This window comes from Mesorhizobium sp. M7A.F.Ca.US.002.01.1.1 (assembly GCF_004022955.1).
GTDB lineage: Bacteria > Pseudomonadota > Alphaproteobacteria > Rhizobiales > Rhizobiaceae > Mesorhizobium > Mesorhizobium ciceri.
This window is the reverse complement of the sequence record NZ_RZQE01000132.1, coordinates 1-12,857: the sequence shown is the minus strand read 5'-3', so window position 1 is coordinate 12,857 and position 12,857 is coordinate 1. Positions and strand designations below refer to the sequence as shown.

Here is a 12,857-nt window from a genome sequence, read left to right as displayed (position 1 = left end):
GTCGAACATTCCCTCGCGGCCCGGCATCACTGCTTCTGCCCTCAAATCGTCATGACCGTCCCAGATGAGGCTGCCGCGCTCGGCAACGATGCGCCATGCACTTTCCCAACTGGTGCGGAAGCCGGCCGCGCACCAGCTGCCGGCGTAGGTGAAGACCTTGCCGTCGCCGAGATCGAAGACGGCGCTGGCCGAAGATCCCTGCCTGTACCAGGAACTGGCCGGCTCCCATTCCTGGCAATAGACGCCGGCCGGCTCGCCATTCACCATGTAGCGAGCGGCGTCGAAGGTGTGGATCGCCATGTCGAGCAGCAGCACATGGGCCATCTCCTCGCGAAAACCGCCGAAATGCGGCGCGACGAAGAAGTCGGCGTGGATGCTGGTCGGCGCACCGATGGCGCCGGAGTCCAGGAACCTCCGGATGCGCCTGACATTGGCGACATAGCGGCGGTTCTGCACGACCGCATGGATGCGCCCGGCGCGACGCGCGGCCTCGACGATGGCGCGCGCATTTTCCGGACTGTCGGCGAGCGGCTTTTCCGTCAGCAGATGGCAATTGTGCGCAAAGGCGGACAGCGCGACCGCGCGCCGGGCGGCGGGAACCACGACATCGAACACCGCTTGCGGTTTGATCTGATCGAGGACGGTATCGAGGCTGCTGCCGATGACGGCATTGGTGAGGCCGTATTCGTGCGCCCGCGCCCGTGCCCTGTCGGCATCGAGATCCACAAGGCCGACAATGGCGAGCCCGTCGACTTGCTGCGCGGCATCGAGCCAGGCCTTGCTCATCGCTCCGCAGCCGACCAGGACGGCATTGATCATCCGGCGCTCCTCCTCCGCTCGGTCCCTCCAGACCGATCGTCACGGCATCCACGGCATGACCGTAAACGTTTTTCCGTAAACGTTTACGAGAACACACCCGAAGGCGTAGAATGTCAATTGGCCGCTCGTGAAAATCGTCCTGTCGCCTTGGCCTGAGCGGCTACCGGTGCTAGCCAAGCAAGGGGAGTACAGTCACTTGGCATCCAGCATTCATGACCTTGCCCGTCACCTGAACATTTCGATCGGCACGGTATCGCGGGCGCTGAACGGCCGCGCCGACGTCAATGCCGACACGCGCCAGCGCGTGCTCGAGGCGGCCAGGACGCTCAACTATTCGCCGAACCAGTCCGGCCGCAGTCTGCGGCAAGGCGCCACCCATTCGATCGCCTTCATGCTGCAGCCGCATCCGGGCGACCAGCAATATGGCGAGCCGTTCTTCATTCCGTTCCTGATCGGGCTGCAGGCCAGGCTTGCGGAAAGCGGGCTCGACCTGACCGTGGTCATGGGCGCGCCGGGCGACTACCAGCAGGAGCGCCTGCGCCGCGTCGTCGAGACGCGCCGCGCCGATGCGGTGCTGCTGGCCTGGACGCGGCGCGAGGATGAACGCATCGACTATCTCACCCAGGCCGGCTTTCCCTTCGCCACGCTCGGCCGCAGCCGCTCCGGAACCAAGTCCTACCCTTCCCTCGACCTCGATTTCGAGAAGGCCGGCGCCGACGCGGTCGACCGCCTCGTGGCGCGCGGCCACCGCCGCATCGCCGCCGTCCGCCCGTCGCTCGACCTCAATTTCGGCTATCTGTTTTTGGCCGGCTATCGCAAGGCCTTGCGGCGGCACGGCATCGAGGTCGACCCCGAGCTGATCGCGTCCGGCTTCATCAACGAGGCCGGCGGCTACGGGGTGACGCCGCAGGTGATGCGCTCCAAGGCTCCGCCGACCGCCATCATCTTCAACAATGACGCGATGGCGCTGGGCGGCTGCAAGGCGCTGGCAGAGATGGGTATCAGGCCGGGTCACGACATGGCAGTGACCGTCATCGTCGACACGCCGCTCTGCCGCTATTTCTCGCCAGCCCTGACCGCCTTCCGCCCGGCGCTGGAGCCGATGGGACAACGGCTCGCGGAAATGCTGCTGGCGTCGCTTCCCGCCTTCGCCGGCCCGGAGGGTCCGCGGATCATCCGCGAGGTCTGGCCGCTGGAACTGGTCGCGCGCGACAGCGATTAATCGCAGCAGCAGGACCTGGCGAATTTGTCAAACGCTGAGCCAGGGTGTGTTGAGATTCAGGTCAGGCCGAGCCGAAAATGATGGCTTTTGAGAACCGGAGCGGAGCGGACATTCGGGTCCGTGAGCACCGGAAGCGCAGAAAGCCGTCGTTTGCAGGCCGGCCTCACCTGAATATCGACATACCCTAGTCCACCTTCTTCTCGCCTCGCTCCCCGGCCTTGACGATGTCGCCCGTGGTGAACAGGATTTCCTTCAGTTCCGCGCGCCAGTCCTTCTTCTGGCGCAGCAGGAATTCGAGATCCATGCCGAAATGCTTGAACTCCTCGCCCTGCGCGTTCTTCATGATGGCGCGCGCCTGCGGGTCCTTCTCCACCGACATGCGCTGTTCGTACCAGCTGATCGCTTCCGCCTCCTCGATCAGCGAGGTGATCATGCGGGCAAAGGTCCGCACCTCCTGCGACAGTTCTTCAGGCGGTTCGTGATACTGGTCGAAACCCATGTCGTCCTCCCCTCAAACAGCACACCGGTGCGCAGTGCACCGGCCGCAGCCTTGAATGCGCGGGAGGCGCTATAGGTTCCGGATCACGCCACAACCAGGGCGATCAGCGGGAGCCAGCCTCAAGACACCGGCGCCGCTCCGCCCTCTGCCGTGCGCCGCGCGATGAACTCGTCCAGCACGCCTGATGTGGCGACGGCCGAGGTCGGCGGCGCGAAATCGGCAAGCACCCGCCTCCAGACACCGGTGGCGCGCTCGCTCGCCGTCTTCGAGCCGCTTTGCGTCCAGTTGCCGAAATTCGACCAGTCCGCCACCAGCGGCTCGTAGAAAGCGGTGCGGTAGCGGGCCACGGTGTGGCTGGCCGAGAAGAAATGCCCGCCCGGCTGCACCTCGGCGATAGCTTCGAAACCAATCGTGTCGGTGTCGCCGGGCGTCGCAGCACAAAGTTCAGCCACCGTCTGCAGCGCCTCGATGTCGGTGATCAGTTTCTCGAAGGAGACACTGAGGCCGCCCTCCAGCCAGCCGGCAGCATGGATGCACATCGTCGCCCCGGCCAGCACCGAGCCCCACAGCGCGAACTGCGTCTCGTGCGCGGCCTGCGCGTCGGAGATGTTGGCCGCACTGCCGCCGCCGGACCGCCAAGGCAGCCCGGTGAAGCGCGCCAGTTGGCCGGCGCCCAGCGTCGCCTTGACGTGCTCGGGCGTGCCGAAGGCGGGCGCGCCGGATTTCATGTCGACATTGGAGGAGAACGAGCCGTAGACGACCGGCGCACCCGGCCTCACGATCTGCGCCAGCGTCAGCCCGGCCAGCGCTTCGGCATGCTGCAGCGTCAGCGCGCCGGCGACCGTTATCGGCGCCATGGCGCCCGCCAGGCAGAACGGCGTGATGACGGAGACCTGCCCCGCGCGAGCGAAATCGATGATGCCTTGCGCCATCGGAATGTCGAGCTGACGCGGCGAGTTGGTGTTGATGACGGTGTAGCAATGCGCGCTTGCCAGAAACTCCTCTTCCGACAAGCCGCGCGCCAGCCGCAGCATCTCGAACCCGTCCTCGACTTGCGGCGTTCCGCGCGCGAAGACGAACGGGAGCTTGTCCGACAGCGTCAACTGCGCGCGGTTGACGGCATAGTGCCGAAAGCGGTTGTCGACATCCTGAGGTTCGATGCAGGGCCCCAGCATATGCAGCACATCGAAATGCTGCACCAGCCGCATCAGATCCTCGAAATCCGCCAGTGTTCCCGGCCGCCGGCCGCGCTCGAGATCGGTGACGTTCGGCGCCCCGCACCCGGCCAGGAAGGTCATCGAGCCGAGCTCCAGCGTCAGATCGCGGGCGCGCGAACCGGCGTAAGCGTGGATCGACTTCGGCGCCGAGGCGAGTGCCGCCGTCACCATGTCACGGCCGATGCGCACCATGTCGGTGTCTGGATCGACCAGGGCGCCGGCATTGGCAAAATGCTCACGCGCTTGCGGCAGCAGCACCTTGATGCCGAGCTCTTCCAGCACCCGCAGCGCCGTGTCGTGGATCGAAGCCACCTGGTCGTCCGAAAAGATCGGCTGCGGCAGGAACGGGTTCTTCAGCGAATGGTAATTGGGACGGCGGCTGCTTTCGCTACCGGCCTCGCCCGTGCGTCCACGCCGGCGCTCGCGCCTGCCGTCCCGTGCCGCGTCATCGACCATCGGAAATCCTCCTCATTGCCGCATTGCCTTGCCCAGGGGATCGTAGGGCGAGGCCGCGACGACACGCGCCGGCCGTTCCTCACCTACGACATGCACGGAGAGCGCGGTGCCCTCGCCCGCGAAATCGCGGTCGACCAGAGCCAGCGCCAGGCTCTTGCCGACCGTATAGCCATAGCCGCCCGAGGTGACGAAGCCGACGCGTCGGCCCTGATGCCAGACAGGCTCAAAACCGCTGGCATCGGCGTCGAGCGCATCGATTTCCAGCGTCACCAGGCATTGGCCGCTGCCGGCCTCCCGCTGTTTCAACGCTGCTTCGCGGCCGATGAAGTCGCTCTTGCCGAAAGCGATGAAGCGGTCGAGACCGGTCTGGCCCGGCGTATAGCCTTGCGTGAATTCACGCGACCAGATGCCAAAGCTCTTCTCCAGCCGCAGCGCATTGAGCGCATAGTAGCCGATTTCAGCAAGGCCCAGATCCTCGCCCGCAGCCAGCAGCGTGTCGCGCAACGTGGCGTGCATGGTCACGGGGCAACTGATTTCGAAGCCGAGTTCGCCCGCGATCGACAGCCGCGCCACACGTGCCTGCACCATACCGATGTCGAATGCGCCACAGGCCATGAACGGCAATGCTGCGCCGGAAACATCCTGATGCGTCGTGCGCTCCAGAATCTCCCGCGCATTCGGCCCCGTGAGCAGGAAGCCGCTCATCGTGTCGGAGAGGTCGGCGATGGTGACGCCCTCCGCCGCATGGCTCTCGAACCAGCGCATATGGAATTCCCGGAGATAGTAGGAGCCCATCAGCCAATAAGAGCCGCCGCCCCAGTTGAAGACGGTGAGGTCGCCCTTCAGCCGTCCGTCATGGCCGAGCATCGGCGCCAGGCCGGCCCGCCCCGCCTTCGGCAATCGGCAGGCGAGCAGCCGGTCGAGCCACGCCTCCGCACCCAGCCCCGACACCGCATAGCGCGCATAGGCCGAGATATCGACGAGGCCGGCGGCGCGCCGCACCTGCAGCGCCTCCTCGCCGACGATGTCGAAGGCGTTGGAGCGCCGCAGCGTCGTGCTCTCGGCAAATCCCATCGGCGCGAAATAGGCCGGGATTTCCAGCCCCCAGGAAGCCGTCCATTCGCATCCCGCCGCGCTCATGCCGTCATAGGCGCCGGGGCGTTTCAGCGGCCGGCCGGCGGGCAGCCGTTCATTGGGAAAGGTCATGACGAACCGGCGCGAATAGAACTGGCGCGTCGTCTGCCTGAGATATTCGCGGTTGGCGGCGAAGGCACCGTAGCGAGCGATATCCATGCCGAAGATGTCGGCCTGCGGTTCGCCGAAAATCATCCATTCGGCCAGCGACTTGCCGACGCCGCCGCCCTGGCTGAAACCGGCCATGACGCCGCAGGCGACCCAGTAGTTCTTCAGGCCGCGCACCGGCCCGACAATCGGATTGCCGTCCGGCGTGAAGGTGAAGGCGCCGTTGACCCATTTGCGGATACCGGCCGTCGCCAGGCAAGGGAAGCGCTCATGCGCCTTGGCGAGTTCCGGGCTGATGCGGTCGATGTCTTCCGGGATCAGCTCTATGCCGTAATCCCACGGCGCTCCGTCCATGTTCCAGTGCTTTGGGTTCTGCTCATAGACGCCAAGCAGCACACCCTTGCGCTCCTGCCGCAGGTATGAAAAGCCGTCGAGATCGACGGCGATGCCGATTTCCCTGTCAAGTGCTGCGATCTCCGGAATGTCATCGGTGATGAAATAGTGGTGCTCCATCGGCGTCACCGGCAGGTCGACGCCGGCCATGCGGCCGAGCTGCTTCGCCCACAGCCCGCCGGCATTGACGACATGCTCGGCGATGATGGTGCCCTGCTCGGTGATGACGTCCCAGCGCCCGTCGGCACGTGCTTTCAGCTCGACGACCCGGTTGCGCAAGATGATGTCGGCGCCGCGCTTCTTCGCAGCACCCGCATAGGCATGCGTGGTACCGTACGGGTCGAGATGGCCTTCGTTGGAATCATGCAGGCCGCCAAGAACACCGTTGACGTCGACGATCGGGCAGATCGCCTTGATCTCGTCGGGCGTGACCAGGCGCGCGGTCTCGATGCCGACCGACTGGAACACGGCCCAGGCTGATTTCAGCCACTCCCAGCGCGCGGGATCGCTGGCGATGTTGACGCCGCCCGTCATGTGCAGGCCGATATCCCAGCCGGATTCGGCCTCGATCTCCCGGTAGAGATTGATGGTGTAGTCCTGCAGCGCCGCCACATTGGGATCGGCGTTGAGCGCATGGAAGCCTGCCGCCGCGTGCCAGGTCGAACCGGCCGTCAGTTCTGCGCGCTCGATCAGCGCCACATCGCTCCAGCCGAACCGCGTCAGGTGATAGAGCACCGAGGCTCCGACCACGCCACCTCCGATGACGACTGCGCGGTAGTGCGACTTCAAGGCTTCCCCTCCACGGTTGGTCCGAAGACTGGAGTATATATCCACTGGACATAAGTGTCCAGTGCCGGCGCGCGCGCATCGTTTTTCGTCGACCGCCGGCATGCACTGCGCGCTGTCACGCAAGCATCATGTTCGCGCCGTAGACCGCGTTTCGGGGAGGCTTGCGCAACATCATCGATGTCGTACCTCTTTCAGTTTTTCGTCCCCCGGCCGCTCCGGCACATCCGTCACAAAGAGGATTATCCATGAAGCACCTGTATCGACCCGCGTCGCTTGGCGTCGCGCTGGCCTTGTTCACCGCCTTGGCGCCGGCGCTCGCCGACAGCACCGCGACCGTCGGCGGCCTCGTCAACAAGGGGCTGGTCGGCGTCGGCCGCATCCCGGCCGCTCAGCGCGACAAGTTCGGCGAGACCTTCGGCTCGGGTTCCGGCATGGCGATCGACGCATCAGGCTGGACGCATGACACCGCCGGCTACAGGGGTTCGCTCTGGCTGTTGCCGGACCGTGGCTACAATGTCGTCGGCACCACCGATTACCGGCCGCGCCTCAACACGATCGCCATCGAATTTGCTCCGGTCGCACCGGGCGCTGCACCTGCTGCCGGCCAGGAGCAGACGGGCGTCAAGGCAACGCTCGCCGACACCATGCTTCTCACCGACGACAAGGGGGCTGATGCCACAGGCCTCGACCCACTCAACGGCGTGCGCGCGGCAAGCGGCGACATGCCGATCCTGCCGCAAGCCGACAATGGCAAGCTGGCGCTCGACAACGAGGCGATCGTGCGGCTGCCCGATGGTTCGATGTTCATCTCCGACGAATACGGCCCGAACATCTATCGGTTTTCCGCCGACGGGCATCTGCTGTCGGCAACCCAGCCACCGGCCGCCTTCGTGCCGATGCGCCACGGCACGCCGAACTTCGCCTCGGACAATCCGGGACCCGGTGCCGCCGAGCCCGATCCGAAGGACCCCGAGACCGGCCGCCAGAACAACCAGGGCCTGGAGGGAATGGCGATGACGCCGGACGGCAAGTTCCTGATCGCGGTGCTGCAATCGGCGCCCCGGCAGGATGGCGGCGATTCGCCCGCGACGCGCCAGAACACGCGTGCGCTGGTCTATGACGCGTCCGACCTCGCCCACCTCAAACTGGCGCATGAGTATGTCGTGCCGTTGCCGGTGTTCAAGGATGCCAAGGGCAAGACCAAGATCGCCGCGCAGAGCGAGATCGTGGCGCTCTCCGACAAGACCTTCCTGATGCTGGCGCGCGACAGCGGTAACGGCCAGGGGCTGAAGGGCGACACCTCGCTGGTGCGCCAGATCTTCGTCGTCGACGTCTCGGCCGCGACCGACATCGCCGGCGGCGCCTTCGATGCCGCCGACAAGCCGCTGGCGCCCAAGGGCGTGCTCGACCCGTCGGTGATGCCGGCCAAGCTGACGCCGTTCATCGACATCAACGACAAGGGCGAACTCGGCCGCTTCGGCCTGCACAATGGCGCGCCGAACGACAAGAACAACCTGTCGGAGAAGTGGGAGGCGATGTCGGTGGTCAGCGTTCTCGATCCGAAGCTGCCCGACGACTACTTCCTGTTCGTCGCCAACGACAACGACTTCCTCGCCCAGGACGGTTTTCAGGTCGGCGCACCCTACAAGGCGGAAGACGGCGCCGATGTCGACACCATGTTCCTGGTCTATCAGGTCACGCTGCCGGGTCTCGCCGGGAAGTAACGGCCACTGCACGGGCGGGCGCGCTTGGCGCGTCCGCTGGGCTCGCGGCAGGCATGAACGGGGCAGCGGCCTTTCAGCCGCGCGTTCGCAAGGGTGCATCTCGGTCCCGCCTGCGATATCATCGTGGACTGGATCCAAATCACCATCCGCCGAGTTGCCCGCCATGGACGAAAAAATGCCCGCGCGCCGGCGCACCGGCGACCTGACCAGCGGCCCGATCCCGCGCACGCTTCTGCTGTTCGCCCTGCCGGTGCTCGGCTCCAACGTGCTGCAGTCGCTCAACGGCTCGATCAACGCCGTCTGGGTCGGCCGTTTTCTCGGCGAATCGGCGCTGACCGCCACCTCTAACGCCAACCTCGTCCTGTTCCTGATCCTCGGCACTGTGTTCGGCATCGGCATGGCGGCCACCATTCTGGTGGCCCAGTCGGTCGGTGCCCGCGACCTGCCCGAGGCGCGCCGCATTGTCGGCACCAGCGCGACATTCTTCTTCCTCGTCTCGGTTGTCTTCGCGGTCTGCGGCTGGATCTGGGTTGACGCCATTCTCAACACGCTCGGCACACCGGCCGACGCCTTGCCGCTGGCGCGCTCCTATCTGCGCATCATCTTCGTCGCCGTGCCGATGATGAACCTTCTGTCCTTCGTCATGACCGTGCTGCGCGGTGCCGGCGATTCACGCACGCCCTTCTTCTTCATGGCGCTGGCCGTCGTCCTCGACATCGTGCTCAACCCATTGCTCATCGCCGGCATCGGACCGTTTCCCGAACTCGGCATCGCGGGCTCCGCCACGTCCACGCTGATCGGCCAGACGGTAAGCGTGATCGCCATCCTGATCGTTCTCTATGTGCGCAAGCATCCGCTGCGGCTGGCCGGCGCCAATCTCGCTCTGTTGCGGCCCGATCCCACCTTGCTGCGCATCGTCGTCTTCAAGGGCGTGCCGATGGGCCTGCAGATGATCGTCATTTCGGCGGCGGCACTGACGGTGATGGGCATAGTCAATTCCTACGGCTCACAGGTCGCCGCCGCCTACGGCATCGCCGCCCAGCTGTGGACCTACATCCAGATGCCGGCGCTCGCCATCGGCGCCGCGGTGTCCTCGATGGCGGCACAGAATGTCGGCGCCGGGCGCTGGGACCGGATCGGCCGCATCGCCGCCTCAGGCGTCGGCTTCAACCTCGTCCTGACCGGCGCACTGGTTGCCGTGCTGTCGGTTTTCGACCGTTCGGTGCTGAGCCTGTTCCTGAGCCGCGACAGCGCGGCGATCGACATCGCCGTCCACATCAACAATGTCGCCTCGTGGTCGTTCATCCTGTTCGGCATCACCATCGTGCTGTTTGCCACCGTACGAGCCACGGGTGCCGTGATGCCGCCGCTGATCATCCTGGTCATTTCGGTGCTGGTCGTGCGCACCGGCTTTGCCTATTTCATGCGTGGCGTGATCGGCGAGGAAGCGTTGTGGTGGAGCTTCCCGGCGGGTTCGATCAGCTCGCTTGTACTGGCGGCGGCCTACTATCGTTTCGGCCGCTGGCGCACCACGCACATGATCGAGGACAGGCCGGCCGCCGGCGAGCCGCCGGACACCGGTCTTGGCGTGCCGCGCGGACGCGCGCATCTTTCGCCTGAAACACCGAACGGCTGAAGCCAACCCGGTTCCGCTGGACCGCTCCAGGCCCTCAACGCCGTTGTTGTTTCAGCCCAAAAGCCAGCGCCACCAACGCAAACACCACGATCATGCCGGCGAACGCCAGGCTGGCAGCGACGGGACTGGCATAGGTCGAAACGATGCCGATGCCGATGACGGGCAAGGCGTTGCCGACAAAGCAGCAGATGAAGAAGCTGGACACCACTTCGGCGCGACGATCCTTGGGCGCGATCTCGTTCACCACTTGCAGGCCGCCACGGTAACCAAGCGCCGCCGCAACGCCGCAACAGGCCGTCGCAGCAACCATCAGTGCCATCGAGGCCAATATCTGCGCCGCCATCACCAACGAGACGCTTGGGATCATCAATGCCAGCGCAGCCAGCATCGCCTTGTTGCTCTTCATGTGCATCAGAACGACAATGCTGATCGCGGTGACGATCGCCAGCTCGAAGAACAGCGCGCCGGCGACGGCATGGTTGGTCTCATGCAGCTGCTGCGCCAGGATGCTCGGCGCCAACGCGGCGTAGAACCCGACCAGCGCCATCGCGCCGAAGCCGGTCACCGCCGGCGCGACGAAGCGCGCACGGATTTCCTCCGGGACGGAAAGTCGCGGCCGCAAGGAGATCCGCCCGAGGCCGCCCGGCTTCGACACCGTTTCGCGAGTGCGCCAGACCAGGATCGTCACCACCACAAGTGCTGCCAGATAGACGATGAAGATCAGCCGCAACGGCCATGGCTCGTATTCAGCCAGAAATCCCGAAATCAGTGCGCCGAGGCCGAGGCCGAGGAAGTTGGTGCTGGTGGCAATCACACTGGCGCGCGACTTGTCCGCGCCGGGAAGAAGCTCGGCAATCCACGCGGTTCCGGTCCCCGCGCCGACGCCGATGCCAAGCCCGCTCAGGATGCGGGCGACGTCGAGCGAGACGACGTTTACGGCAAACAGGAAGACAAGCGCACTGACGATGGCGACGAGCATGGCCGCCAGGCTCGCGGGCCGGCGTCCGACAATATCGGAGACGCTGCCCAACATCAGAAGTGCCGCCAGATTGCCGACGACATACACGGCGTAGATCAGCGTCAGGGTGATTTGTGAAAAGCCGAATTGCTGCTTGTAGACGATGTAGAGCGGCGTCAGCACCGTGCTGCCGGCAAACAGCACCGCAATCATCGCGGCGACGGTGGGGATTGCGAGAGCATCGCCACCTGCCCCTTCGTGCGTATGTGCAAAATCGCGAATGGCCATGGCCAACCTCGTCACCAATTTCGGGGATCGAGGGGTCTAACGCGGTTTCATCCACGACGTTCCCGCCGACAGGCAGGCTCCTGACAGCACGGTGGACATTGCCTGAGCGGGATATCCGCCGGCTGAACAGGCTCGGATCGGGGCCAGCGGCTCATCTATCGTTCAACCGGTCGGCCTTACCTGCAAGGAAAGCCGGGCGCGATCTTGCACTTGCCGGGACGCGGCCTGTGCGGCGGCCGATGGTGCGGAGGACGGTGCGGCTTGTGCCAGTGTGGCGGCCGATGCGGCGGACGCACGATGATGATTGGCGGGCGAACGATCTGTGAGCGTTCGAGATAACCGGCGCTGGCCCAGCCGCTCACGCCACCGCCATGGATTCTACACCAGCCCGGCTGGCAGCCGGTGACATTGACTCTGAAGCCGGCGGGCAGCGTTCCCACTTTGGCGTATCCCGCTCCCGGCCCGCTGCGGACGTTGAGGTTGGTCGAGGTGTGAGCGCTGTAGGCGAAGGCCGCGGCGGACGTCCCGAACACCGCGGCCATGATGGTCGCGGCCACAAGCAGAAAACGAAATCTCATCAGTCCCCTCCATTCGAATCCCGGCCGTTCACCTGCTCCGGCCAAGATTGCCCTGCAAGAGGAGCGGCCAAGCCAAGAAAAGTCAACAGGTGGGCGGCCGTAACCGTCCTGGCCAACGGGACTGATGCCGGATTTTCCTTGGACATGGTTGAGGAATTTCACGGTTGCCATTTATTGGCTCCTCAACATCCGCTAGCGTTTACTCTCTTTCGACAATTCATCACGGGCAAAGGTGGGATCCATGGGCAAAGGCAGGGTCGAGGCATTCACCGATGGCGTCGTGGCTATCATCATCACCATCATGGTGCTTGAGTTGAAAGTGCCGCATGGCGAGGATTTCTCCGCCTTGGTGCCGTTGTGGCCGATCTTCTTCTGCTACGTGCTGTCCTTCATCAATGTCGGCATCTACTGGAACAATCTGCACAACATGTTCCACACCGTTCAGCGGGTCGACGGGCGCGTGCTGTGGGCGAACCTCAATCTGCTGTTCTGGCTGTCGCTGATGCCGGTGACCACAGCCTTCATGGGCGAGAACCACTTTGCGCCGGTGCCGGTAGCAGTCTATGGCACCGACCTCGCGCTATGCGCCATCGCCTACACCATACTCGCCGCCGCGCTGCATCGCCTGCACGGCAATGATACCGCCTTTGCCAAGGCGCTGGGTAATGACCGCAAGGGGAAGCTCTCGCTGGCTGTCTATATCGTGGCCGTCGTGCTGACCTTCGTCAGCCAGTGGATCGGCGTCGCGCTCTATGTGCTGGTCGCGATGATATGGCTCGTACCGGATAGGCGCTTTGCGCGGGTGATCGAAAAGTAGCTGTCTTCACACATTTTCAAGGCAGAGCGCTGCACGGCTTTCCCAGAGTTGCCCTACTTGCGCATCGCTTTCAGTTTTTCCGCCACCGATGCGGCGAGGTCGGCATAGAGCTCCTCCAGCCGTTCCGCGGCCTTGATGATCGAGAAATCATGGCCGAATTTTTCCAGCGCCATGCGCAGTTTCTCGACGAACTCGGCTTGTTTCTCCAGCGCGGAAAAG

General features: G+C 64.8%; 10 protein-coding genes. 4 read left to right on the top strand and 6 right to left on the bottom strand.

What is annotated here, in order from left to right:
- Positions 1-819, bottom strand: an 819-nt coding sequence (locus EN932_RS15485; protein WP_164890494.1) for a Gfo/Idh/MocA family oxidoreductase, incomplete at its 3' end; no start/stop codon positions are given.
- A gap of 196 nt (positions 820-1,015) precedes the next feature.
- Between EN932_RS15485 and EN932_RS15480 the strand changes: the two genes are divergently transcribed.
- Positions 1,016-2,041 carry a LacI family DNA-binding transcriptional regulator gene (locus EN932_RS15480; protein WP_024501441.1) on the top strand — a complete coding sequence of 342 codons (1,026 nt, stop codon included), beginning with the start codon at positions 1,016-1,018 and terminating at the stop codon, positions 2,039-2,041.
- Between the two features lie 184 nt (positions 2,042-2,225).
- On the opposite strand, the gene EN932_RS15475 is transcribed toward EN932_RS15480, so the two are convergent.
- The 3 genes from EN932_RS15475 to EN932_RS15465 form a co-directional block, all read right to left on the bottom strand.
- Positions 2,226-2,540, bottom strand: a complete 315-nt coding sequence (locus tag EN932_RS15475; RefSeq protein WP_013530988.1) for a hypothetical protein — start codon at positions 2,538-2,540, stop codon at positions 2,226-2,228.
- Between the two features lie 119 nt (positions 2,541-2,659).
- Positions 2,660-4,213, bottom strand: a complete 1,554-nt coding sequence (locus tag EN932_RS15470) for a trimethylamine methyltransferase family protein (protein ID WP_127368904.1) — start codon at positions 4,211-4,213, stop codon at positions 2,660-2,662.
- Positions 4,214-4,225: 12 nt separating this feature from the next.
- Entirely contained in the window at positions 4,226-6,637 is a 2,412-nt protein-coding gene (locus tag EN932_RS15465; RefSeq protein WP_063168294.1) for an FAD-dependent oxidoreductase, read from the bottom strand.
- Between the two features lie 245 nt (positions 6,638-6,882).
- Here EN932_RS15465 and EN932_RS15460 point away from each other — a divergent pair, with 245 nt between their 5' ends.
- Together EN932_RS15460 and EN932_RS15455 are read left to right on the top strand one after the other, a co-directional pair.
- Complete coding sequence (locus EN932_RS15460; RefSeq protein WP_013530985.1) at positions 6,883-8,361, top strand: esterase-like activity of phytase family protein; 1,479 nt, start codon at positions 6,883-6,885, stop codon at positions 8,359-8,361.
- A gap of 175 nt (positions 8,362-8,536) precedes the next feature.
- On the top strand, positions 8,537-9,997 hold the full coding sequence (locus tag EN932_RS15455; RefSeq protein ID WP_244506837.1) for an MATE family efflux transporter: 1,461 nt from the start codon (positions 8,537-8,539) through the stop codon (positions 9,995-9,997).
- Between the two features lie 34 nt (positions 9,998-10,031).
- Here EN932_RS15455 and EN932_RS15450 read toward each other — a convergent pair whose 3' ends face one another.
- Both EN932_RS15450 and EN932_RS15445 read right to left on the bottom strand, forming a co-directional pair.
- A complete protein-coding gene (locus EN932_RS15450; protein ID WP_127388398.1) occupies positions 10,032-11,243 on the bottom strand; it encodes an MFS transporter in 1,212 nt (403 codons plus the stop codon).
- Between the two features lie 176 nt (positions 11,244-11,419).
- Positions 11,420-11,992 carry an SH3 domain-containing protein gene (locus EN932_RS15445; RefSeq protein ID WP_245469202.1) on the bottom strand — a complete coding sequence of 191 codons (573 nt, stop codon included), beginning with the start codon at positions 11,990-11,992 and terminating at the stop codon, positions 11,420-11,422.
- A 70-nt stretch (positions 11,993-12,062) separates the two neighbouring features.
- On the opposite strand from EN932_RS15445, the gene EN932_RS15440 reads away from it, so the two are divergent.
- Entirely contained in the window at positions 12,063-12,638 is a 576-nt protein-coding gene (locus EN932_RS15440; protein ID WP_013530981.1) for a TMEM175 family protein, read from the top strand.
- Positions 12,639-12,857: the final 219 nt, after the last annotated feature.

Excerpts from the sequence above, each read along its gene's own strand:
- EN932_RS15450 (WP_127388398.1), bottom strand. The coding sequence starts at position 11,243 with ATGGCCATTCGCGATTTTGCACATACGCACGAAGGGGCAGGTGGCGAT.
- EN932_RS15470 (WP_127368904.1), bottom strand. The coding sequence starts at position 4,213 with ATGGTCGATGACGCGGCACGGGACGGCAGGCGCGAGCGCCGGCGTGGA.
- EN932_RS15445 (WP_245469202.1), bottom strand. The coding sequence starts at position 11,992 with ATGGCAACCGTGAAATTCCTCAACCATGTCCAAGGAAAATCCGGCATC.
- EN932_RS15475 (WP_013530988.1), bottom strand. The coding sequence starts at position 2,540 with ATGGGTTTCGACCAGTATCACGAACCGCCTGAAGAACTGTCGCAGGAG.
- EN932_RS15440 (WP_013530981.1), top strand. The coding sequence starts at position 12,063 with ATGGGCAAAGGCAGGGTCGAGGCATTCACCGATGGCGTCGTGGCTATC.
- EN932_RS15460 (WP_013530985.1), top strand. The coding sequence starts at position 6,883 with ATGAAGCACCTGTATCGACCCGCGTCGCTTGGCGTCGCGCTGGCCTTG.
- EN932_RS15455 (WP_244506837.1), top strand. The coding sequence starts at position 8,537 with ATGCCCGCGCGCCGGCGCACCGGCGACCTGACCAGCGGCCCGATCCCG.